Genomic DNA, 22,781 nt, shown 5'->3' on the forward strand with positions numbered 1-22,781 from the left:
CTGTGATCTGTGTCGGGTTCGGGCGCGGCTGGGTGGGCAGTCCGCCCGTTTGTTCCTGTCGCTGTCAGGCGACAGGGAACAGTTGGAAAGTGCGGGACTGTCTTACCGGTCCCGGTTTATCCCTGAATCCTTGTCGGGGTGCCCGCCGACCGGCTGCGCCGGGAGCTGCAGCTCTCCCGTCATACCCGCCTGGCGGGACAGCTCGATACGGTCGAGCCAGTCGCACAGCTGTTGCCAGGGAGCGGCGTCGCGGCTGTGTTCCCGGTAGTCCAGCTCGTGTATGCCCAATCCTTCCTCGCTGGCCTGGAGGTACTGCTGGGTGTCGCGCAGGCGCGCGGCCACCGGAATGCCCAGCTCATCCAGGAACCGTTCGAGCTTGATCAGCGAACGGGTATTGAAGCGCAGTCGGTTGGCGATGATGCCTAGCACCTTGTTCTGCGCCCGTACCCGTCCCTTCAACAGCAGGTCGCGAATGAAATCCGCCGAGGACTGAATGTCGATCGCGGACTGCAGCATGGGGATCAGGATGACATCCGCCTCGGCCACCCGGTCCTCGAAGTCGATCCCGTCGAAACCGGCTGGGGTGTCGATGATGATGCGGCGGGTGTCGGGTGGCACACGCATGTGAAAGGCGCGCGTCATGCCGGGCCGGGGCGGTCTGTGGGCGGCCAGGTGGTAGATCGCGGCACGGCCCTGCGGCCGCTGCGCGGCCCAGCGCATGGCCGAGCCCTGGGGGTCGTAATCGAACAGGGCCGTGCCCACACCCTGGTGGGCATAGTAGCTGGCGAGGTTGGTTGCCACAGTGGTTTTACCGCAACCGCCTTTGGCGTTCATGATGATGATGCGTAGCATGGCGTTCCGGACCCGGCAGTGCTGTGGTTGATGCGAGAGGTCCCTAATATACGCCTGCCGGCGAATAATAAAACAGTGACAGTGAATCGTCGTGAACGAGGGTGATGAGGCAGCAGGCGGGAGTTGCATCGGGTTTTTGACACATGATTGCGTCGCCCCTTATACCAGCTGACGCCTGACGCGCCGGTTCCAGTTCTGCGAATACACCCGGCGGTCGCCCTCATAGGCATCGAGCTCGGCGTCGAGGTAGAAAAAGCCGGCGTCGGCGCGCAGTACGGTCCGCGTGACGGTCTCCACCGACCAGTCGCCGCGCTTCAGGCCGCGCACCCACAGGGTCTCGCCGCGGGGGGAGTGGAAGTCGTCACCCTGGTAGGAATACCACTCCTCGGTCTTGCGGGTGACCACCAGGTCGATGTCCTGCAGCCGGTAGCTGCCGGCATCGTTGATCACCTCCAGGGTGGAGACGTCTTGATCCAACTCGCGGATGACCCGCCAGTCCTGGTGGCCCGGGCGCAACTGCTGCATCGGGCCGCTGGCCGCGGCCTGCGCTTCGGGAAAGCTGATCGACTCATCGCGCGGTGGGCGTACCGGCAGGCGCAGGCAGCAGGTGCCGGTGTAGATCCGCACCTGGGTGGACTCGGGCGGTGGCCAGGCCAGCGGGAAGTAGGAAGTGGAGATGGCCAGGCGGATGCGGTGCCCCCGCGGAAAGCGTTGGGCGACATCATTGAGCTGTACCTGTACCCGGTAGCGTTTGCCGGGCTCGAGCGGGCTCGGATCGGCATGGCTGTCGCGGTGGGTGAGGTTGAGCATGCCATAGGTCACGCGTGCGACCTTGTTGTCCGGGCGCATGTCGGACAGACGCACCGCGATCATCGCCACCGGCCGGCTGGCCGAGAGTTCCAGATCCAGTACCGGCGCGCCCAGGATCTCGAAGCCCTCTTCAAATGGCTCGGTGGTGAACAGCAACGCGCCGCCGTCCTCCTCGCGCTGGTCGTGCGGCAGGTCAGGCGTGGCACTGTAGGAGCACCATTTGCCGGCGAACAGGCCGTTGCTGAGCGGCGACTGCAGCCGCAGTTCGCGTTCAGGCACCTCGGTGTTCTCGTCGACCAGCCGGTACTCGGCCAGTTTGTAGGTGCGGGTGGTGATGTTGGGCGAGGGCCAGGCGGGCTCGCTCACCCAACGCCCATAGCGCTGATGATAGAAGGTCGAGGGCGGCATGCTCTCCAGCATCCAGGCACGCAGCATGGGTTCGTCCATGATGCCGGTGTCGCGATCCTTCAGCCAGTGGTCCCACCAGCGCAGGCATTCCTGCAGAAAGCCGATGGCCGGGCCAGGCACGCCGAGGTGCGGATACTTGTGGCTCCAGGGTCCGATCAGGCCCTGACGTGGTCCGGGCAGGTTGGCCAGCAGCCGGAACACCGCGTTGCTGTAACCGTCGGCCCAGCCGCTGACCGCCATCACCGGCGTCTGCACCTTCGAGAAGTCCTCGCAGATGGAGCCGTGCCGCCAGTATTCGTCGCGGTGCTGATGCGTGAGCCAGGTGTCCAGCCACAGCCCGCTGCCCTCCAGGCGTTGAAACCACAGCTCGCGCCAGCGCTCGCCGACGATCTCCGGGTCCGGTGGCAGCGAGTTGTAGGCGAACATGGTCGAGGCCCAGGACAGGTTGTCGCCCAGCAGGCAGCCGCCCATGTAGTGAACATCGTCGGCGTAACGGTCGTCGGTGGAACACACGCTCACCACGGCCTTGAGGGCGGCCGGCTGCAGGGCGGCGATCTGCAGCCCGTTGAAGCCGCCCCAGGAGATGCCGATCATGCCGACCCGGCCGCTGCACCAGGGCTGCTCGGCCAGCCACTCGATGATGGCCACCCCGTCGTCCAGTTCCTGCTGCAGGTACTCGTCGGTCAGCACCCCCTCCGAGTCGCCGCTGCCGCGGATATCCACGCGCACGCCGGCATAGCCGTGGCCGGCGAACCAGGGGTGCATGGTCTCGTCGCGCAGTCGCACGCCGTCGCGCTTGCGGTAGGGGATGTATTCCAGGATCGCCGGCACCGGGTTGTCCTCGGCGTCCGCCGGCAGCCAGATGCGCGCGGCCAGCCGGGTGCCGTCCGGCATCGGGATCCAGGCATGCTCGATGTGACGGACCGGATTGGGGAAGGTGTCAACGATCTGCATGACTGTTCCTGTTCATTCGAATTCCAGTCGTAGCGCCCGCTGGATGGCGCGATACTTCTCCAGCAGTTCCGTCTGGCTTTGACCGCCCGCGAAGATCACTGCGATCTCGTAGCTGTAGCTGTCCTGGTCCCGCAGCTCCGACAGCCGCATCCCGGGCTGGATATGCAGCTGGATCTCGGTGCCGGGAAAGCGGGTTCGTATTGCCTCGATCTCAGCAGCCGACGGTATGCGTTTAACCATAGCATCTTCGTACAGGCGCCACATGAACTTGGCCGCACAGGGCCAGGTGCCCTGCCGGTGTGGGAAGGCCGGTCGCTGTCCCAGACTCAGGTCGAGCATTACCTTGTGGTGGCTGGCCCCGTCGACGGCGCGGAACAGCGGGCAGTGGGATTTGGAAATGCGGGTATTGATCTCCAACAGCCACAGCCTGTCGCATTGGTTATCCCAGTAGAACTCGATATTGAAGGGTCCGTTGTCGAACCCGATGTGGGTCAGGAAGCGGTCGGTGATGGCATGCATCCGCTGCTGCACCCGGCGTGGAATGCGGGAGGGGTATTGATAGCGGGCAAAGCTGGATCGGTGCCGGCCCTGGCGGATGGAGTCGACCGCGCCATAGACCTGCACCTCTCCCTGATAGACATAACCCTCCAGCGTGCACTGCCGGCCGCGCGAGATCACACCTTCGGCGATGCAGTGGTGGCCGTCGACGGACGCGACCGACGCCGGCAGCTCGGCGAAGTCCAGCAGGTAGTTGAACGGCTCGGCGAAGCGGTAGATGCTGGCGCGGATCCTCTTCAGCGCATGCTCCAGTGAACTGTCGCCGTCCACGCGGAAAGCCAGGTGCGAGGAGGCCGCCTTCACCGGCTTGATCCAGAAGGGGTAGTCCAGCGTGATCTGGCTGCGTGGATTGTCGGCGAAGGGGTCCACGGCGCAGAAGGGTGGGATAAAATCAGGAATGACCTGCTGTTGCTCCAGCCGGCTCCAGAACTTGTGCTCGCACTTGAGCGTGGCTTCGAAGCTCGGCGAGGGCAGGCCGAAGGTCCGGCACAGCAGCGGCAGCAGGGTGCTGACAGGAAAATCCCAATAGCCGACGATGGCGTCGATGGAACCCTCGAACGCATGCAGCTGTTCCAGCGCCCCGTCGTGCAGCTTCTGCACCGGAATCGCCGGACCGGCCTTTACATCAGCATGGGTGAACAGCTCGTGAAAGCGGTAGTCCTGCGCGCCGGGCAACTCGCGCATCTGGGCAAGGTTGAAGGCGTCGGCTCCGAGCACAAAGATGTTCTTCACCGTTCCTGGCTCCCGCTGCCTGCGATCCGTGGCCGTATACAGGCATGATCCGGGCCGCGGCGCCGGCGGGCAATGACGCAGGTCAGGTATGGGCCAGCAACCGGTCCAGCTGGTTGGCGAACTCCTGGCGGTCGCGCTGGTTCAGGGCGGCCGCGCCGCCGGTCTGGATGCCGCTGGAACGCAGGGTGTCCATGAAGTCGCGCATGTTCAGCGTCGCCTTGATGTTCTCCTCGGTGTAGAGCTCGCCGCGCGGGTTGAGCGCACGCGCCCCCTTGCTGATGACTGCGTCGGCCAGCGGGATGTCGGCGGTGATGACCAGGTCGCCAGGCTGGACCCGCTCGACGATGGCATCATCCGCCACGTCGAAGCCGGCGCCGACCTGCAGGGTATGGATGACAGGGGATTTGGGCGCCCGCAGCGGCTGGTTGGCCACCAGGGTGAGTCGGGTCCCGGTGCGGGTGGCCGCCCGGAACAGGATGTCCTTGATCACCGCGGGGCATGCGTCCGCATCGACCCAGATGTCCATTACTCCTCCCCCGGGATGGGGGTACCCGTAGGGCATAAAATGCCGGGGAGGGTGTGAGGGTGCAACCGTAACTGCCTGCTAATTCGCCTTCCCCTCCTGCACATACCGCCCGTTCTCCAGCCGCGAGAAATACAGTTCCAGCAGCGGATGTTGTATCGGCTCGCCGCTCTCGTCGGTTTCCAGATGCCGTTCCGCCACATAGGTCATCTGGTCCGAGCCGTGCACCAGCACATGGTACCAGGGCTTGTCCTTCGGCGGACGGGAACGCGCCACCTGCTCGTACCATTCGTCGGTGCCCTGGAAGATCGGGTCCACGTCCACCACCACGCCGCGATAGTCGAAGCGCTTGTGGTGGATGATGTCGCCGACGCTGAATTTAGCGCGTCTGAATTCAATGACTTCACCCATGGCGGCTTCACCCTTTGCTTGGATCGGTCGTGGAACGGACTCCGAGTATAACAAGCCACATCCGGTCTGCCGGCCCAAAGGCCACGCATCTTCCGATGGATTGTCCCGGCGGCTGCCTGACCCGGCCGGCAGAATCCGCTAAGCTGGCGTTTCACCGCGAGAGGGAAAGCCATGGCGCGTCTGTGGGCAAAAGGACTGATGACTGTATCCTGGTGGGCCTACCGGGCCGCCCGGGAAGGCGTTAACCTGCCCGTGCCAGGCGCCGTGCTTGAGCGGCTGTGCCGTCGGCTGGCCGGGGACAGTCTCGAAGACCTGCGGATCCGGCCCGCCAGCCCCACGCACCTGAGCATCACCGGCCGCAGGAAGGCCGGTATCTGGATCGAATTCAATGCCCGCTTCCGGCTGGAAGCGCCCGGCCCCGACGACCCTCCGCGCGGCCTGGTGCTGGTGCCCGAGAAGATCCAGCCCTTTCCGGTGAAATCCCCCATGCTCGCCGCGCTCGCCGCGCTGGACGGCGTGGACCGCCAGGGCGAGCGCCTGCGTCTGAACCTGGATCACTTCATGGAGGGGCACCAGTGGGGCCGGCGCATTCCCGCCGCCCTGCGCAACCGCGTGCGTATCGCCGACGTGCGCGCCGATGAACGCAGCATACGGCTGCAGCTGCGGGTGTCGCACAGGGCGGTTGGCTGAAGCGCTGTCTGCAGTCGTTTGCCTAGGTGGCCTTGCGCCGAAGGCGGTAGACGCGCGGGTCGACCTTCCTTAGCAGCGACGGCAGCCCCATGACATCGAAGGCTGATTCGTCGGTGATCTCCCAGTCGGGGAAAACGGACTGAATATCCTCCCGGCTGGCCCCGCGAGGAAGCGGCGCGCGGCGGCCCGGCGCCCAGGCGAGAATGAGCGCCGTCGCGTCCTCAGTGGCCAGGGCGCTCACCTCCTCTCCCGTCGCCTCACGCTGGGCGGGCGACATGCCGTGCAAGGTGCCGAAATCCCAGATCAGCCGGTAGCCGGGCGCAAGACCGGCCGCCCGCAACGCGGTCACATCACCCTCGACGATCTCGATCGGCAGTCCGGTGACACGGGCATAGGTGCGCGCTGCCCGGGCGGCCGGGGCAACCCGCTCGACTCCGGTCACCTCCCAGCCGCGCTGGGCCAGTACGATCGCCCAGTGCCCGCGTCCGCAGCCGAGATCCAGCGCTCGTCCGTAGGGGGGCTGCATGCCACGCTCCTCGTGGTCGAACAGGGATGCGACCCGGGCGTAGGCGGGCGGGTGGGTGACGGCATTCTCCCAGGGGGTGAATCCGAGCCGGTAGCCGATGCTGTAGAACAGGTTCATGCCAACCCCGGGTTGGTTATTCAGGGAGTGGTAAACCGAATATAGAAGCCGGGAAGGACACCGCAATACATGAAACCGCGGGCTGGATCACATTGCGCGCAATCGGCGGCCGGCAGGGACCCGGCCGGATCACGTCATGCTTTCGGGCGCCGGTCCGTGCCCGACTGCAGCGCCGCGCGTATCTTCTCCGCAATGCGGATGCCCAGTGCGGCGATGGTCAGCGACGGTGATTCGCCGCCGCCGCTGCTCGGGAACAGGCTGGCGTCGGAGATATAGAGGTTGCGCCAGTCGTGTACCCGGCCGTCCGCGTTGACCACCGAATGCTCCGGGTCGTGTCCCAGGCGGGCACCGCCGAAGACATGGGTCGCACTGAACAGGTCGTAGCTGCCGTATTCCTCGAAGGGCGCCCCGGCCCCCGCCGCCTGCAGCAGCTCGCGGCAGGTCCGGGCCATGAACTGCAGCCGCCGGCAGGCCGGCTCGTCGATATAACTGTGGATGCGTGCCAGTGGCAGGCCGTGCGCGTCTGTGCGCTCGGGGTCGAGATCGATGTAGGTCCGGTCGTTGGGCAGGAACTCGCCGATGGCGACCACGGACAATGCCCGGCCGAAGCGCTCGCGCAGCCGCTGCTTGTGCTCCCGTCCCCAGCCCGGAACCACGCGGCGGGCATAGTTGATCGGTCCGAGCAGGTCGGCCTCGGCGGTGCCGGCGGCGAAGCGGCAGCCGCCGATCAGGCCGTCGATGGCGTCCGGCGCGTTGTAGTCCCAGCACACGACATCCATGGGCAGGCCGCGATGGCTGCCGAGCGGCTCGGGATGCAGGGCGGAGCTGGTCCAGGCCAGGGTCTCCATGAAATGCCGGCCGACCTGGCCGGTGGCATTGCCCACGCCCGTCGGGGCATGGGCATTGTCCGAGAGCAGCAGCAGGCGCGGGGTCTGCACCGCGCCGGCGGCGAGCACAATGATGCGCGCGCTGAGCCTGCCGCGTCGGCCCTCGGTGTCAATGTATTCCAGCGCGCGGATGCGGTGGTCGGGGCCGGCGATCAGGCGTTGCACGCGGGTGCCGGGCAGGACCCGGCAGCGGCCGCTGGCACGCGCCTGCTGGATGAAGGTGACATCGGCACTGCCCTTGTCGCCGCGCGGACAGCCGCGGGCACAGTTGGCGCAGTAGTTACAGGCCGGCCGCCCGGCATGGGGCCGGGACAGGGCGGCCAGGCTGTTGGCCTGCCAGTGCTGTCCCAGCCGATGACCGGCGGCCAGCAGACGGCTGCCGGCGTGACTGGGCGGATGGGCCGGTTGCGGATAGGGTCGGCGCCGCGGGCGCGAGCGGTCCGACGCCGGGCCGGTGACCCCGATGAGCGACTCGGCCTGCTCATAGAAGGGTTCCAGCCCGGCATAATCAAACGGCCAGTCCGCTGCCGCGCCGAAGTCGCGCTGCAGCTGCATAGCGCGCGGATGCAGGCGATGGGCCTCGCCGCTGAAATGAAGAGTACTGCCCCCGATGCCCTGGACATGGTGATAGCGCCAGCCGCGCCGTCGCTCCCCGCGGGTGAAGCGGCCGTGGATATGGCTCCAGGAACGCAGCTCATCCCAGCGCGGCTCCAGTGGCTGCAGCGGGGCGAAGCTGTAACTGTCATGCGCAGGTGCCCGGTCGGGGAAACCGCCCTGCTCCCAGTCATGCCGATGCAGGCGGTAGTCGGTGGCCGGATCATAGGCGGGGCCGGCATCCAGCAGCAGCACCCGGACCCCGCTGCGCGCCAGCGCCCAGGCGCAGCTGCCGCCGCCCGGGCCGGCCCCGATCACGATCACATCGACATCGGCGTCAGGCTTCACCCGGGGGCTCCGCGTAGCGGGGATACCCCATGGGCTGCGGCGGCCCGGACCCCGCCATGCCGGTCAGTGCCTCGGGGTGGGCGTAGTACAGCTCGAAGGCCTGATCGCGCAGATGCCGGATGAAGCGTGCCGGCATGCTTGCGGCCGGCGCGTCGGCAGCCTGCTGCAGGATGGCGTCGCATTCCGCGGGCCCGAGCCGGGCAAAGTCCCGGTCGTGGCGCTCACGGGCCCGTTGTTCGCACCACTCCAGCCCCTGCAGGCAGAGGCGGCTGTAGCGTGCCGGCAGCCGCGCCAGGGCGGCAAGCAGTTCTGTGTCCAGGTCCAGTTCGGTGGCGGCCGGGGTAAGCGCGTCGGCGGGCAGCAGGGTATCCAGGCACTGCCGCAGGCTCGGCCGCAAACCTGTCTGCAGCACCTGCAACGGCTCGCGCCGGTGTCCCAGCCATCGGGCCAGCGGCAATGCACCCAGCACACCGGCACCGGTGAGCAGCAGAAACACCCGGCGTGTGAGTGCAATCCTCGGCACGGTCTCTCCTTATGCGGTGGCGCAACGCTGATGCCGGCCGGGCGTGGCACATTGCCCCGGCCGGAAAGGGTGTCAGCGATTTTTACAATCAGCCTCGATCAGAGGCGTCGTTTAACCCGCATACGTCGTTAATTCTATGATATGACGTCATTGTTTCATGCCTGGAACAAAGTCTGCATCAAAATGCGTAAGGGGGCGATTGCAGCTTCATTCCCCGAATGCCGTCCCTGATGCCATGAAATATAAATATGGGAGTCGAAATAATGCAAAAACTGATGACAGCTCTGGGCCTGTTCATGATCTCTTCGGTGACCTGGGCCGGCACAGCTCCGCCGCCCCAGCCTATCCCCGAGCCTGCGACCTGGGCCCTGATCGGCATTGGCGCAGTCGGCATGCTGCTGGCGCGCAGGCGTAAATAAGCCCTGTGTTCGCGCAGGGTCCGGCCTGCAGGAGTCGGTGGCCCCAGGAATAATTCGTGGCAAGCCACCGACCCTTTTAGTCATCCTCAACACATCTATTGCACCCGGTTATTACAGCAGTCCGGGGTTGAGCCGCCATACCGCGAAATTGAGCAAGGCCGCGAAGCCCACCCAGGTCAGATAGGGCAACAGCAGCATACCCGCCAGCGGCCGCACCCGCCAGAAGCCAAGTGTTGTCAGCAGGATCAGCGGCCACAACAGCAGGATATTCGCCAACGCCGCCCCGCCCAGATGCCAGGCGAAGAACAGCCAGCTCCAGAGTGCGTTCACGGCGAGCTGGATCAGGAACAGCGTGAGCACCGGCCGGGTCCGGTCGGTGCTACGCCAGACCAGCCAGGCCGCCACGCCCATCAGGCCGTAGAGCAGGGTCCACACCGGCCCGAATACCCAGCCCGGCGGCGCCCAGTCCGGGCGCGCCAATTGCGCATAGAACCCGCCCGCATCGACCGAGGCGATCGCGCCCACCCCCGCGGCCAGGTAACTGATGCCCAGCCAGGCGGCCAGGCCGATGAGCCCATTCGTGCCAGTGTGTCGGATCATTGAGCGCTTCCGCGCAAGCCGCCCGGCTGCATTTCAGCGATGGTATTCGCCGGCCCGCTCGGGCTGATAGGTGACCTCCTTGATGCGCACCCGCAGGCTGCCCCCGCCCGGCTTCGGCCACTCGATCTCATCGCCCTGGGAAAGGCCCAGCAGGGCGCTGCCCACGGGCGCCAGGATGGAGATCGTCTGCCCGGAGGCGTCGACATCCTTCGGATACACCAGGGTCAGGCGGAATTCCTCGGCCGAGGACTCGACCTCGAACCGAACGGTGGAATTCATGGTCACCACCTCAGGCGGCACATCCCTGGGTTCGACGACGTCGGCGCGGGCCAGTTCGGCCTCGAGCTCGTCCCTGCCCGGGAAGGCCCTGTCGGGAATCGAATCGAGCAGCTTCTCCAGCCGCTCCGCATCGAGTGAGGAAATGACGATCTTGGGCTGCGTGGACATGGCGGTTTCCTGTGCCTGAGTAAAAAAGGCCGCCCCGGGCACCCTGCCTGTGAACCGAACCGGCAGGGGCCTGGGGGCGACCCCGTTGACGTCTGCTTGTAACCGCTATCCTTGGCCGGAACGCGGGTAAAGTCAATCCGAATCCGAAGCCGTCAGCGTGCCATCGAAACCGGCATACGCAACCCCGGACAGTCGTGCCATGTCGCGATCGAAGGTCGCCAGATCCTCGCGGCTGAAATCCGCCAGGCGCGAGTGCCCGCAGGCGCGTGCCATCACCTGCATCAGCTCGACCGAGGCGGCGAGGAACCGTGCCAGCCGCCGGGACGCGTGGTCCATATCCAATCGCCGGCGCAGCTCCGGCTTCTGGGTCGCGATGCCGGAGGGGCAGTTGTTGGTGTGACAGATGCGCGCGCCCACGCAGCCGATGGCCTGCATGGCGCTGTTGGCCAGCGCGATGCCGTCCGCGCCCAGGGCCAGCGCCTTGATGAAATCGGCCGGCACCCGCAGGCCGCCGGTGACGATCAGGGTCACCCGGCCGCTGGCGCCGGCCGCATCCAGACAGCGCCGGGCGCGTGCCAGTGCCGGGATGGTGGGCACGCTGATGTGGTCGCGGAACAGCAGGGGCGAGGCCCCGGTGCCGCCGCCGCGGCCGTCGAGAATGAGGTAATCGGCGCCCGACTCCAGCGCGAAGCCGATGTCCTGCTCGATGTGATTGGCGCTGAGCTTGAACCCGACCGGAATGCCGCCGCTGATCTCGCGCACCCGGTCGGCGAAGCGCCGGAAATCGTCCGGCGTGGCCAGGTCCGCGAAGCTCGGCGGCGAAATCGCCGGCTCGCCCGCCGGGATACCGCGCACCTCCGGGATGCGGCCGGTGTTCTTGGCTGCCGGCAGATGCCCGCCGGTGCCGGTCTTGGCCGCCTGACCGCCCTTGAAGTGAAAGGCCTGCACCTGCGCCAGCAGTTCCTCCCGGTAGCCGAATTTCGCCGAGGCCAGCTCGTAGAAATAGCGGCTGTTGGCGGCCTGCTCCTCCGGTAGCATGCCGCCTTCGCCCGAGCAGATGCCCGTACCCGCCAGCTCCGCACCGGTGGCCAGCGCGATCTTGGCCTCCTCGGACAGGGCGCCGAAGCTCATGTCCGAGACCAGCAGCGGGATTTCGAGCCTCAGCGGCCGGCGCGCCCCCGGCCCCACCACCAGTTCGGTCGTCACCCCGGCATCCTCAGCGAGCGGCCGGCGGTGCAGCTGCGCGGGCAGGATCTGGATGTCGTCCCACTGCGGCAGTCGCTCGCGCGGCACCCCCATCGCCGCGACCGGGCCGTGCTGCCCCGTACCGGCCAGCCCTTCCTCGGCCAGTTGATGGATGAGCTCGACATGGGGTTCCTCCGCCGTTGCCTGCGGCGCGGGCATGGCGTCGCCGGACCCCTGCGCCAGCCCCGGCCCCTCCCGGCCCACCTGGTCAGCGGAGAACTGCTGATGGGTGCCGTCGCAGTAGGGCCGGTTGCCCGAATGCTTGCAGGCGCACAGCCAGGCCTCGCCGTCGGCCTCGGCCGTGAACGCCAGCGGCGTGAAGCCGGTTCCGGCATGGGAGCCGTCACAGAACGGCTGGTTGCCGGAACGACCGCAGACGCAGAAATAGTATTCCTCGCCCTCGGTCAGTTCGACCGGGATCGGCTGGTTGTCGGCGATGATGGGTTTGCTCATGAGAGATTCCAGATTGCGGGTAGAGGAAACACAGGTATGAGATCAGCATAACGGCGGGAAAGTTTCGCTGTCATCCGGAATAGAGGTCGGTAAAGATGCGCAGCAGCGTAACCCGGCATGCCGAGGTCATGGGTACAGGTCTCTCTTTCATCAACCGAAGGACCGGCAATGGCCGCCGCTTCACTCCCGCCAATGTCTCGGATCATTGAGGCTGTCCGCACACACCACACGCCCGCTCACATTTCCGATCACACCGGCCTGCAGCGCCTGCACCATCCAGGCCGCCGTATGCTCGGGCGGGATGCGATGTGTCGTCTTGAACCCGTGATTTCGGCGGGATCAAAGCCGTATCCGTTGTGATAGCCGGGATGCCCGAGCACGAACACCAGTTCCACTCCGGCCGCCTCAGCCCGTCAAGTCCCGTCTCGACGAGGCCCTGCCGATGTACCGACCCTGATAGTCCGGATGGATTCCAGGGGCGCGATGATGGCCGAGGAAACTACATGTTTGTGGCCGGCAATGTACGCGTGCTTGAACAGAATGCCTGACATACGTTCGTTTACCTTCGCGACTAACGTAAGCAGGGGCTGTGAAGTGGGATCCTTTTGCAGATTGCCGACCAGTGCTGAGATTTCCTTCCCCTTGGAGTCGCCGAAGGCGGCATTGAGCACGGCTGTGAGGGCATGTCTGTCGGAGTGGCATGCGGAGCGTATTTGGAGGTCCATTGGGTGAAAGGGATAGTGCCAAAGAGGATGGTGGAAAATGATAAAGATTGTGTTTTTTCACCGCACCTTCAGTGGCATCTTTTGTTCTGTTGTGCCTCAAAAACTGTCGATAGGCTTAACAAATACACGCTGTGGCTATTCAGTGCGTATTTACATTCAATTGAAAATCATATTGTTTTGGTTATGGCGTATTTATTGCTTTGATCATAGTGTCTCAATGACGGAAACTAACACCAATTAGGAGGGCCTGCATGATGCGTACGAAAACCATTTTGGCTGCGTTTTTGTTTTTTCTGGTCCACCCCTCCGTAGATGCCGCAGTATATTCAGTGGGGGGGAATTTTATTCAGAGGGATTCGGCTGGGAGCGTATCCTATCAGGGCAATAACGCCATATCGGGAACATACAATGATATTACCGGTGCCATCCACATGGATGTGGATAATCTGTGGACCTATTATGAAACTTCGATCAATGGGGAAATCATTACGGCACAGGGTTCTTATTCCTGGGATGCCTGTTTAAATGACGGCTCTTCCGACTGTACCTCTCCCAGTACCATCACAGCAGATATCGGTAATGGACAGTGGGGAATGCATGCACTCTATAACTGGTATACATCGACTAATATCGACCTCGTTAACGTCTGGGACATTACCGTCGCTCCCAATGGCATTATTAGCTTAATGGCTATCGATTCCGATGGTGACGGCATACCTGGTGTTCCTGAAGTTGACGGTCCATTTAAAGGGTATTCGCTCGCGCTTGATTTGACATTTACTCCCGTGCCGGTGCCTGCTGCGCTTTGGCTATTCGTATCCGGATTTGTCGGGCTGCTCAGCCTGCTGAGTTTCAAAAAGCGCTAGCAAAAGTCAATAATGTTAGGTGAAAGTTTTGTAAAACGGATATATCCATAGAGCGTTTTTATCAGGTCAGTCACATCAGCTATCAGTTGCCTTATCATTTTCACCGGATATTTTGGATTTATCGAGACACCGAATGAGCGGAGGTTTTAGGGGGGGGCATGATTTCATGGATAACGGCGGGAAAGTTTCGCTGTCATCCGGAATAGGGGCCGGTAAAGATGCGCAGCACTGTATCCCGTAACGGGCGGCGGCTCACTCACTCCAGTGCCTGGGGTCGTTCAGGGTATCCGCACAGACCACCTGGCCGCTGACTGTGCCGATCACGCCGGGCCGCAGCGTCCGCACCATCCAGGCCGCAGCGTGTTCGCCCGGGATGGGGTGCGGCGCCTCGAATCCCCGCTCCCCGGCGGGATCGAAGCCGTACCTGGGGTAGTAGCCGGGATGGCCGAGCACGAACACCAGATCCACGCCGGCATCCTTCAGCCGCTTCAGCCCCGCCTCGATGAGGCGCCCGCCGATGCCCCGGCCCTGATGGTCCGGGTGGACTGCGAGCGGCGCAAGAATCGCCGAGGCAAGGGATGGCTCCGATCCTGCAATCTGCGTGTGTGTGAACAGAATGTAACCGATGACGCACGCATCCCGGGTTGCGGCCAGTGACAACAAAGGACGTGCGCTGGGGTCGTCCAGCAGATCGGACACCAGCGCCGCGATTTCCGCTCCGTCCGGGCCGAAGGCGGCATTCAGCAGGTCGGTGATTGCCAGTCGGTCGGAATCTGATGTTGCGCGTATCTGTATGTCCATGGGAAGAATGTATTCAGGCGGATGAGATTGTGGTTGAGAAGAGAAGGCTGGCCCGGACTGTGCTGACTCGGGACGCCCATAACCGTCATCCCGGCGCAGGCCGGGATCCAGAGCCCCGGCTTCCGCGGTCATCAGAGGTGTTGCGTCTGGCGCCTAACCTGCCTCAGTTCAATGACGAAATATGCTCAACCGCCTTGTCCTGGATCTGGATGAGTTGATCGATCATTTCATTTTCATTGCGCAGATCGCCAAGCGCCTCGATCAACCCGGCCTGGATGGTCTTGAACAGTTTGATCGCATCGGACTTATCAATCTCGCCGTCGCTCAGTTTGCATATCCAGACATCGGCGCCAGCGGCGGAGATTTCCATCATCCTGTCGAACGTCAGGTCTTCATTATCAAAATACTTTCTGATCAGCCTGTCACCGCCCTGCAGCATGAACGCCAAGGTTGAAAGTGCTTCATTGACCTCGCCGCCGGTATCCTCCGCCGCTGAATCGTAGATCGGCCCGATGGATTCCAGCAAGTCCGCCCATTCGCTGTTGGCCTTCCCGCTTACCATGATTGCGGCCATGGGGGTTGTAACCAGCAGTTTATAGCTGGGGGCGTGCATTTTTTCCGGATTTATTTCAATGTCATTCTCTTCCATGTCGTCCTGCTTTTGTCGTCTGACGCGTAAGGCCAGTCACGGGCCTGGTCGAATAAAGGTCGGTGACAACTAATAATAATTTGCATCATTATTTGTCACCGACTCCGTTTGTTCTTCTCCCTTTTTATCATATTGTTGCCGGCGTTGCTTGATCCGCTTCCGGCCGCGTCCCCGCGCTGCGTGAACTCAATTCACTACGCGGGCTTAAATCCTGAAAGGGAATGCTGACGACCCGGGCCGCCATCAGACAGGCAGTGGCCGATCCGACAGGGCGATGTGCTGCGGCAGAACAGTTTGCTCTGAAGGCAGGGGAGTTATAGAACTCAAGTATTAATTAAGGGCTTCGGTCCGGGAAGTCGGTGATAAATGTTAATGTAAATAATTATCGGTTGCCACCGACCCCGTTAGGCACATAAAAACAAAGGTCGCTCAGTAATTCAGCCCGATCGTCAGATCCAGGCTTTGCCCATCGTATGAAAAGCTGGCGGCTTCGAACGAAGGTGCGCCCAACAAGGCTTTTGCGTCGTTTGAAAAACCGTAGCCTTCCCTGGGGATCCCCAGCCAGTTGGTGTTAAGCTTGCCGTCCATGTTTTCATCATGAATGACGGCCAGTGCATACGTACCCGGCGGGATATCTAAAAAGTCGCAACGCGCCTGCGTATCCCGAACCTTTATAATCATGATATTGGTTGCGAATTGCAGAAACTCGGCAGGAAAGCCCTCTGGCGATTCGAAAAGCGCACAGGCTACCGCTCCAATGCTGTTTCTGATGTCCAGAATCCTTACGTGAATTCCAGGGCAGGATGTTTGGGCAAAGGCGATGGCGGGGAGGTTTGAAAACACCAGCACTGCACATAATGCTGCAGACCGAACTCCCATGGGGGACCGCGTCACCAGATGTCTGGCCAGGGAGGACAACGAGGGCTTCTGAAGAATTGACTCATCCATAATCTGCTTCACAATTCCGGTCTACGTAGACTGGCTGAATCCGCCATTATATTCCTAACGTATGAATATACCGCAGATGCCGGATATTATTCTGGGCAGAGCGGCGCTACTGGTTGTGTTATTCGAAAGTACCATTAAATCAGGTGCAAAATAGGTTATGTAATGCTATCCCGCCGGGTCGGCATTTTGTGCGGATTCCGGAGTTATAGCCCACCCGCAGTGTTATTGCTCGAGCTGGATTAGGCCGGTTTTTTCCATCCCTCTGAAATCAGAAACTTATGCTATCCTCCGAAGCTGGGGTAGATCGCTTGAGCGGCATTTTTCGTTGCTGTATGTTTGACCAGTAGTGATTCTGGTGATTTTGCTGCCACAGTCGTGGCGTCCGCGCCGGTATCTGCCCGGACGGGCACACCGGCCCCGTCATACCGCCCGCCCGATCTGGTAAAATGCCCGCATGGATATTTCCCCGATACTCGACCCCCTGAACGACGCCCAGCGCGAGGCGGTGACGGCGCCGGCCGGGCATGTGCTGGTGCTGGCCGGGGCCGGCAGCGGCAAGACCCGGGTGCTGGTCCACCGCATTGCCTGGCTGATCCAGGTGGAGCGGGTCTCGCCGTTCGGGATCCTGGCGGTGACCTTCACCAACAAGGCGGCGCGGGAGATGCGCGGGCGCATCGAGGAACTGCTGGGGGTGCCGGCGCGCGGCATGTGGGTGGGCACCTTCCACGGCCTGGCGCACCGGCTGCTACGCGCCCACTGGCAGGAGGCCGGGCTGCCCGAGACCTTCCAGATCATCGACTCCGACGACCAGCTGCGCCTGGTCAAACGGGTGCTGCGCCAGCTGGAGCTGGACGAGGCCCGCTTTCCCCCGAAGCAGCTGCAGTGGTTCATCAACGGGCGCAAGGACGAGGGCCTGCGCCCGCAGCACGTCGAGCACTACGATGATCCCTTCATCAAGACCCAGATCCGGGTCTATGTGGCCTACGACGAGCTGTGTCAGCGGCTGGGGCTGGTGGATTTTGCCGAGATCCTGCTGCGCGCCCACGAGCTGTGGCTGAAATACCCCCGGGTGCTGGCGCATTACCAGCAGCGCTTCGGCCACATCCTGGTCGACGAGTTCCAGGACACCAACAGCATCCAGTATGCCTGGCTGCGGCTGCTGGCCGGCCAGACCGGGCGGGTGTTCGCCGTGGGCGATGACGACCAGTCCATCTACGGCTGGCGCGGGGCGCGCATCGAGAACATCCAACGCTTCTCCGAAGACTTCCCCGGCACCCAGCTGGTACGGCTGGAGCAGAACTACCGCTCCACCGGTACCATCCTGGCCGCCGCCAATGCGCTCATCGCCCACAACGCCGGGCGCATGGGCAAGAACCTCTGGACCGAGGGCGAGGACGGCGAGCCGATCGAGCTGTACAACGCCTACAACGAGTACGAGGAGGCACAGTACGTCATCGAGCGCATCGAACAGTTCACCGAGACCGGCCAGACGCGCTCGGAGATCGCCATCCTGTACCGCTCCAACGCCCAGTCGCGGGTGTTCGAGGAGCAGCTCATGCAGCGCGCCATACCATACAGGGTGTACGGGGGGCTGCGCTTCTTCGAGCGCGCGGAGATCAAGGACGCCCTGGGCTACCTGCGCCTGGCCAGCAACCGGGCCGACGACGCTTCCTTCGAGCGCATCGTCAACCAGCCGCCGCGCGGCATCGGCGAGCGCACCCTGGGCGCGGTGCGCGAGCAGGCCCGGGCGCTGGACATCTCCCTGTGGGAGTCGGCACGCCGCATCGTGGCGGAGCAGGCGCTCAATGCCCGGGCAGTGAACGCGCTCAAGGGCTTCATCGAGCTGATCGAGACGGCAGCCGAGAGCATCCTGGAGCTGGACCTGCACGAACAGGCCGAGGCCATGATCCAGGCCAGCGGCCTGATCGAGCACTTCAAAAAGGAGAAGGGCGAACGCGGTCAGGCCCGGATCGAGAACCTGGAGGAACTGGTCAACGCCGCCCGGGTGTTCCAGCCGCCGGAGGAGGCGGAAGAGGATCTGACCGAGGGCGAGCCCGATCCGCTGACCGCCTTCCTCGCCCATGCCGCGCTGGAGGCCGGCGAGGGCCAGGCCGACGCCTGGGAGGACTGCGTGCAGCTGATGACCCTGCACTCGGCCAAGGGACTGGAGTTCCCGGTGGTGTTCATGGCCGGACTGGAGGAGGGCCTGTTCCCGCACCAGATGTCCATCGACGAGCCGGGGCGGCTGGAGGAGGAGCGTCGCCTGTGCTATGTCGGCATGACCCGCGCCCGTCAGCGTCTGCATGTGAGCTATGCCGAGCGTCGCCGCCTGCACGGTCAGGACAACTACGCCATCCCCTCGCGCTTTCTGCGCGAGCTGCCGCAGGGACTGCTGCAGGAGGTACGGCCGCAGCCGACTTATGGTGGTCTGGGCGGCGCGGCGGCGCCGGCGACCGCTTCCGGTCTGTACGCCGACGAGGCCGCCGACGCCGAGCTGGCCCTGGGCTCGCGGGTGCAGCACCCCAAGTTCGGCGAGGGCGTGGTGCTCAACTACGAGGGCAACGGCCCGCACGCGCGGGTGCAGGTGAACTTCCAGGAAGCCGGGCCCAAGTGGCTGGTGGTGGCGTATGCGAACCTGGCGCCGGTGTGATTCAAGCGCCTCACCCCTGCCCCTCTTCCCGAGGGGGAGAGGGGTGGACGTGGGTTGTCTACACTCTTCGGTGAGACCTTAGCCGACCGGACCTGATCCTTATGCGCTATCTGTTTGTATTCCCCCTCCTTGCGTTGACACTGCCGGCCGCCGCGGCGCGCGACATTGAACTCACCCCCATCGCCGGCTACCGCGGCGGCGGTGGTTTCGAGGACACCGGCAACGGCGACTCGCTGGATCTGGACGAGTCGGCCAGCTACGGCCTGGTCCTGAACATCGATCACGACGCCAACACCCAGTGGGAGTTCATGTTCAGCCGCCAGAACACCTCCCTCAAGCCGGGGCCGACCGTCGCGCCGGGCTTCGACCTGGACGTCACGCATTTCTCGGCCGGCGGCATCTATGTCTGGCGGGACGAGAAGGTCGAACCCTTCATCGGCGCCGGCTTCGGTGTGACCCACATGTCCCCGGACGGGTCGGACTACGACGACGAGACCCGGCTCATGTTCCAGCTGAACGGCGGTTACAAGATCTGGCTGACACGGAACGTCGGCCTGCGGCTGGAGCTGCGCGGCTACACCACCTTCATGGATTCGGATGCGGCCGTCTTCTGCGCCGGCGGTGCCTGCGTGGCGCGGGTGGAGAGCAGCGGGTTCGGGCAGCTGGAGGGAAACGTGGGGTTGTCGGTGCGATTCTAGCGGATTCCACAAAAAAAGAACCCCTCATCCAGAGGGGCAGGGGTGGGGCTGTCTTCCGTGACATATAGCCATCCATGGTTTTATTAGCTGGCGGTGTTGAACACGGTCATGTCTTCAACTGAGTCACATTGGTGTAGACCGGCCGGGTGGCGGCCAGGTTGATCAGTGATTCGTTGGGGCGGCCAATATAGTTGCCCTGGGCGTAGTCCACACCGTACTGCTGCAGCAGTTTCAGTATGGCCTCCGATTCCACGTATTCGGCGATGGTCGCCTTGCCCAGGGCGTGGGCGACCTGGTTCATCGACTGCACCATGGCCTGATCGACCTCGGCCTGCGCCATGCCCTGGACGAAGGAGCCGTCGATCTTGAGCTTGTCCACCGGCAGGTGCTTGAGATAGGAGAAGGAGCTGAAGCCGGAGCCGAAGTCGTCCAGCGCGAACTGACAGCCGATGTTCTTGAGTTCGCCGATGAAGCGCTCGGCCGCGCCCAGGTTGGCGATGGCGGCGGTCTCGGTGATCTCGAAGGTGAGCCAGCTCGGGTCCAGGCCGGTGTCGGCCAGCTGGGCCTGGATCATGGGCAGCAGGGTGTGGTCCTCGAAGGCCTTGGCAGAGAGGTTGATGGAGAAGCACACTTCCTTGCCCTGCTCGCGCAGATGGGTGAGCTGGTGGATGGCGCGGGCGACGATCCAGCGGTCCACGGCGTGGATCAGGCCGAAGCGCTCCGCCGCCGGCATGAAGCCGCCGGGCAGGATGACATCGCCGTCGTCGCATACCATCCGTACCAGCACTTCATAGTCGGTCACTGCGCCGGTGCGTACGTCGGCGATGGGCTGGTAGACCAGCTGGAAGCGGTCCTGTTCCAGCATCTCGCGGACCCGAGCGGCCCAGCCCATGTCCTCGGCCATGCCGGCCTTGTCGCGATCGGCCGGATTGTAGAAGTGCACCCGGTTGCGGCCCTCGGTCTTGGCCATGTTGCAGGCCAGGTCCGCGTGCGACATCACCTCGTCGGCGGAATCCACCGCCCGGTCGATCACCGCGCCGCCGATGGAGCAGGTCACGTTGAAGCTCTTGCCGTCGTGGTAGAACTTGTAGGCCTCGAACAGCTGGCGGAAATTCTCGGCCACGCGCGGGGCCTGCTCGCTGCCGACGTTGTAGACCAGCAGGGTGAACTCGTCGCCGCCGAAGCGCGCCACCAGGTCGCCCTCACGCACATGGCTGGAGAGCAGGCCGCTGATCTCGATCAGCAACTGGTCGCCGGCGGCGTGGCCGAGGGTGTCATTGATGTATTTGAACTGGTCCAGGTCGATGTAGAACAGGGCGCACTCTGCGCCGTTGCGGGCGGCGCGGGCCACGGTGCGTTCCAGCTCCTGCTGGAAGTAGTGACGGTTGAACAGCCCGGTGAGCGAGTCGTGCTCGGCCTGGTAGCTCAATTGCTGCTGGAAAGCCTTCTGTTCGCTTATGTCGCGCGCCGTGCCGCTGATGTGCATCACCTTGCCCGCGTCATCGAAGTGGGCGCGGGCGTTGAAGCTCAGATGATGCTGACGGCCCTCGCGGTCGATGTGCACTGTCTCGTACTGCACCAGCTCCTTGCCGCTCAGGATGGCCTGGAAGGCCTCGCTGTCCATCTCGGCATGGGTGGCGACCTGGAATTCGCGCAGGTGGCGGCCGGTCATCTCCTGCGGGGTATAACCGTAAATGGACTGACAGGCGCCGTTGAGGTAGGTCCAGCGGCCCTCGGGGTCCATGCTCCAGACCAGGTCGTGCGCGGTCTCGACCAGGTCGCGGTAGCGCGCCTCGGCGGCGATGAGGTTTTCCTCGGCCCGTTTGCGCTGGGTGATGTCGGCGACCAGGCAGGTGTACATGCTGCGGTGCGAGATCTCCATGCGGCTCACCCGGATCGAGACCGGCAGCGGTTTGCCGTTGCGGTGCAGTCCGGTGGTTTCCTCCTCGCTGGGCGTGATCGCGGGGACGGCGTCCGCGCCGGCGATCTCGGGCAGCAGCCAGGCCAGCGGCTTGCCGCGGATCTCCATCGCCAGGAACCCGAACAGGCGTTCGGCGGCCGGATTGAAGGTGTCGATATTGCCCTGCTCATCGACCACGATGATGCCTTCGGCGGCGGTGTCGACAACGGCGCGCATATAGGACTCCTGATCGCCGAGCCGGCGAAAGAGTTTGCCCAGGGTTTGCGTGAGGTAACCGATTTCGTCCGTGGATTGCGGCCGCAGTCCTGCCAGTTCCGCGTGGGTGGAGGCGCCGCTGCGTTGCAGCACCTCCTGCACCGGTTGCAGGGACTGGGACAGGCTGCGGATGGACAGCAGGGTCAGCGCCAGGGTTGCCGTACCCAGCAGCGCCCAGACCACCAGCAGTTCGGTGTTCAGGCCGCGCATGTCCAGCCAGAAGTACTGGATGATGAGGGCATAGGAGAGCAGCGGCACCAGACCGCCGAGCAGCATCAGCTTGGATTTCACACTGACGTGCACCCGGGCGAGCCCCAGCCGGGCGACCAGCAGGCCCAGGCCGTCCAGCGCCATCAGGTAGCCCGGCATCCCGGCGAGCACGGCCACGCCGAGCTGAATCAGCAGCAGGTGCAGGAAGGTCTCGGGCCGCGCGGCCAGCCCGCCCGGCAGCGAGGCCAGGAACAGGCTGGGCGTGGCCAGCGCGGTGATCAGGAACAGACCCCAGTACTCGCGCGGAAAGCGTGCCAGCCGACGCTGCAGGTGACCGGCCGAATGACCGGCTTCCGACTTGCGCATCCAGGCGAGAAAGGGCTGGAGATAGCGGCTGAAATGCAGGCCGGCGAAGGCCAGCAGTGCCAGCAGCAGGCTCGGGAGCACGCCGGCGCTGACCGCGGCGAGGGCCTGATCGGTGGAGAGGAGATTGAACAGATGGCCGAACCCCAGTCCGAACAGCGGGGTGGCGGCGAGTCCCAGGCCGATGCCCAGGCCGAAGCGCCGGCGCAGCGCGCTCAGCTCGGCTTCAGTCACGATACCTTTTCCTCGAGGCCCGGAGCACTGTGGTAATATTCTTTATATTATATAGCATTAAGCAATTTTCTGAATGTTGCTTGAGAGTATAATGTCATAACTTTTCCCGATTGCAAGTGGTTTTTGGAAAGATTAAACCGCCAAGGCGAATAAGGTGCGCCAGGATTTTTCTGTCATTGCGGGCGTGTGCGAAGCAGTCTCGTGAGTTTCCTGAGAACTCGAAGAAAAGATTGCCGCAGCGCTACACCCCAAGGGCACTTTGTCGCTGCGCTCGGGCGCGCGCCTCGCAATGACAGTGGGATTTTACCTGCCCAAAGTCTTTACCTCTGGCGCCTTTGCGGTTTAAGGCTTTGGATCCGCCTTT

Annotated in this window: 20 protein-coding genes; 5 read left to right on the forward strand and 15 right to left on the reverse strand. The window is 63.8% G+C overall.

Features of this window, described 5'->3' with window-relative positions:
* Window positions 1-102: 102 nt before the first annotated feature.
* The 5 genes from D6C00_RS08775 to hspQ form a co-directional block, all read right to left on the reverse strand.
* Window positions 103-852, reverse strand: a complete 750-nt coding sequence (locus D6C00_RS08775) for a ParA family protein (protein ID WP_158675370.1) — start codon at window positions 850-852, stop codon at window positions 103-105.
* A gap of 159 nt (window positions 853-1,011) precedes the next feature.
* Entirely contained in the window at window positions 1,012-3,024 is a 2,013-nt protein-coding gene (locus D6C00_RS08780) for a CocE/NonD family hydrolase (RefSeq protein ID WP_125181377.1), read from the reverse strand.
* A 12-nt stretch (window positions 3,025-3,036) separates the two neighbouring features.
* Window positions 3,037-4,266 carry an ATP-grasp domain-containing protein gene (locus D6C00_RS08785; RefSeq protein WP_206609599.1) on the reverse strand — a complete coding sequence of 410 codons (1,230 nt, stop codon included), beginning with the start codon at window positions 4,264-4,266 and terminating at the stop codon, window positions 3,037-3,039.
* Between the two features lie 130 nt (window positions 4,267-4,396).
* Entirely contained in the window at window positions 4,397-4,840 is a 444-nt protein-coding gene (locus tag D6C00_RS08790) for a YaiI/YqxD family protein (RefSeq protein ID WP_125181379.1), read from the reverse strand.
* Between the two features lie 78 nt (window positions 4,841-4,918).
* Entirely contained in the window at window positions 4,919-5,248 is a 330-nt protein-coding gene (hspQ, locus tag D6C00_RS08795; RefSeq protein WP_125181380.1) for a heat shock protein HspQ, read from the reverse strand.
* A 198-nt stretch (window positions 5,249-5,446) separates the two neighbouring features.
* Here hspQ and D6C00_RS08800 point away from each other — a divergent pair, with 198 nt between their 5' ends.
* Entirely contained in the window at window positions 5,447-5,938 is a 492-nt protein-coding gene (locus D6C00_RS08800; protein ID WP_125181381.1) for a hypothetical protein, read from the forward strand.
* A 22-nt stretch (window positions 5,939-5,960) separates the two neighbouring features.
* On the opposite strand, the gene D6C00_RS08805 is transcribed toward D6C00_RS08800, so the two are convergent.
* The 3 genes from D6C00_RS08805 to D6C00_RS08815 all read right to left on the reverse strand — a co-directional run bounded on the left by D6C00_RS08805 (window position 5,961) and on the right by D6C00_RS08815 (window position 8,933).
* The gene (locus tag D6C00_RS08805) at window positions 5,961-6,581 is read right to left on the reverse strand and encodes a class I SAM-dependent methyltransferase (RefSeq protein ID WP_125181382.1); all 621 of its coding nucleotides are present in this window, start codon (window positions 6,579-6,581) and stop codon (window positions 5,961-5,963) included.
* 134 nt (window positions 6,582-6,715) lie between these two features.
* Window positions 6,716-8,410 carry a GMC family oxidoreductase gene (locus D6C00_RS08810; protein WP_125181383.1) on the reverse strand — a complete coding sequence of 565 codons (1,695 nt, stop codon included), beginning with the start codon at window positions 8,408-8,410 and terminating at the stop codon, window positions 6,716-6,718.
* On the reverse strand, window positions 8,400-8,933 hold the full coding sequence (locus D6C00_RS08815) for a gluconate 2-dehydrogenase subunit 3 family protein (protein WP_125181384.1): 534 nt from the start codon (window positions 8,931-8,933) through the stop codon (window positions 8,400-8,402). Before D6C00_RS08815 ends, D6C00_RS08810 begins: the two co-directional genes overlap by 11 nt.
* Window positions 8,934-9,196: 263 nt before the next feature.
* On the opposite strand from D6C00_RS08815, the gene D6C00_RS08820 reads away from it, so the two are divergent.
* Window positions 9,197-9,352, forward strand: coding sequence for a PEP-CTERM sorting domain-containing protein (locus tag D6C00_RS08820; protein ID WP_158675371.1), 156 nt, complete (start codon window positions 9,197-9,199; stop codon window positions 9,350-9,352).
* A gap of 111 nt (window positions 9,353-9,463) precedes the next feature.
* Here D6C00_RS08820 and D6C00_RS08825 read toward each other — a convergent pair whose 3' ends face one another.
* The 3 genes from D6C00_RS08825 to D6C00_RS08835 all read right to left on the reverse strand — a co-directional run bounded on the left by D6C00_RS08825 (window position 9,464) and on the right by D6C00_RS08835 (window position 12,097).
* Window positions 9,464-9,952: a TspO/MBR family protein gene (locus D6C00_RS08825; protein WP_125181386.1), complete on the reverse strand. Its 489-nt coding sequence runs from the start codon at window positions 9,950-9,952 to the stop codon at window positions 9,464-9,466.
* 33 nt (window positions 9,953-9,985) lie between these two features.
* Window positions 9,986-10,399 carry a nucleoside diphosphate kinase regulator gene (gene rnk / locus D6C00_RS08830; protein ID WP_125181387.1) on the reverse strand — a complete coding sequence of 138 codons (414 nt, stop codon included), beginning with the start codon at window positions 10,397-10,399 and terminating at the stop codon, window positions 9,986-9,988.
* Window positions 10,400-10,531: 132 nt separating this feature from the next.
* On the reverse strand, window positions 10,532-12,097 hold the full coding sequence (locus D6C00_RS08835) for a glutamate synthase-related protein (RefSeq protein WP_125181388.1): 1,566 nt from the start codon (window positions 12,095-12,097) through the stop codon (window positions 10,532-10,534).
* A gap of 976 nt (window positions 12,098-13,073) precedes the next feature.
* On the opposite strand from D6C00_RS08835, the gene D6C00_RS08840 reads away from it, so the two are divergent.
* Entirely contained in the window at window positions 13,074-13,688 is a 615-nt protein-coding gene (locus D6C00_RS08840; RefSeq protein ID WP_125181389.1) for a hypothetical protein, read from the forward strand.
* Between the two features lie 252 nt (window positions 13,689-13,940).
* Here the strand turns inward: D6C00_RS08840 and D6C00_RS08845 are convergent, their stop codons facing one another.
* From D6C00_RS08845 to D6C00_RS08855, 3 genes are all read right to left on the reverse strand, one after another.
* On the reverse strand, window positions 13,941-14,621 hold the full coding sequence (locus D6C00_RS08845; RefSeq protein ID WP_241546833.1) for a GNAT family N-acetyltransferase: 681 nt from the start codon (window positions 14,619-14,621) through the stop codon (window positions 13,941-13,943).
* A gap of 31 nt (window positions 14,622-14,652) precedes the next feature.
* Window positions 14,653-15,138 (reverse strand): hypothetical protein, encoded by a 486-nt coding sequence (locus D6C00_RS08850; protein WP_125181390.1) that lies wholly within the window; start codon window positions 15,136-15,138, stop codon window positions 14,653-14,655.
* 429 nt (window positions 15,139-15,567) lie between these two features.
* Window positions 15,568-16,086, reverse strand: a complete 519-nt coding sequence (locus tag D6C00_RS08855) for a DUF2141 domain-containing protein (RefSeq protein WP_125181391.1) — start codon at window positions 16,084-16,086, stop codon at window positions 15,568-15,570.
* 454 nt (window positions 16,087-16,540) lie between these two features.
* On the opposite strand from D6C00_RS08855, the gene uvrD reads away from it, so the two are divergent.
* The gene (gene uvrD, locus D6C00_RS08860; protein WP_125181392.1) at window positions 16,541-18,736 is read left to right on the forward strand and encodes a DNA helicase II; all 2,196 of its coding nucleotides are present in this window, start codon (window positions 16,541-16,543) and stop codon (window positions 18,734-18,736) included.
* A 101-nt stretch (window positions 18,737-18,837) separates the two neighbouring features.
* Window positions 18,838-19,434, forward strand: a complete 597-nt coding sequence (locus D6C00_RS08865; RefSeq protein WP_125181393.1) for an outer membrane beta-barrel protein — start codon at window positions 18,838-18,840, stop codon at window positions 19,432-19,434.
* A gap of 106 nt (window positions 19,435-19,540) precedes the next feature.
* Here the strand turns inward: D6C00_RS08865 and D6C00_RS08870 are convergent, their stop codons facing one another.
* A complete protein-coding gene (locus D6C00_RS08870) occupies window positions 19,541-22,417 on the reverse strand; it encodes a putative bifunctional diguanylate cyclase/phosphodiesterase (protein ID WP_125181394.1) in 2,877 nt (958 codons plus the stop codon).
* Window positions 22,418-22,781 lie beyond the last annotated feature (364 nt).

Origin of the sequence: Thiohalobacter thiocyanaticus, from assembly GCF_003932505.1 — a bacterium.
Taxonomy (GTDB): domain Bacteria; phylum Pseudomonadota; class Gammaproteobacteria; order Thiohalobacterales; family Thiohalobacteraceae; genus Thiohalobacter; species Thiohalobacter thiocyanaticus.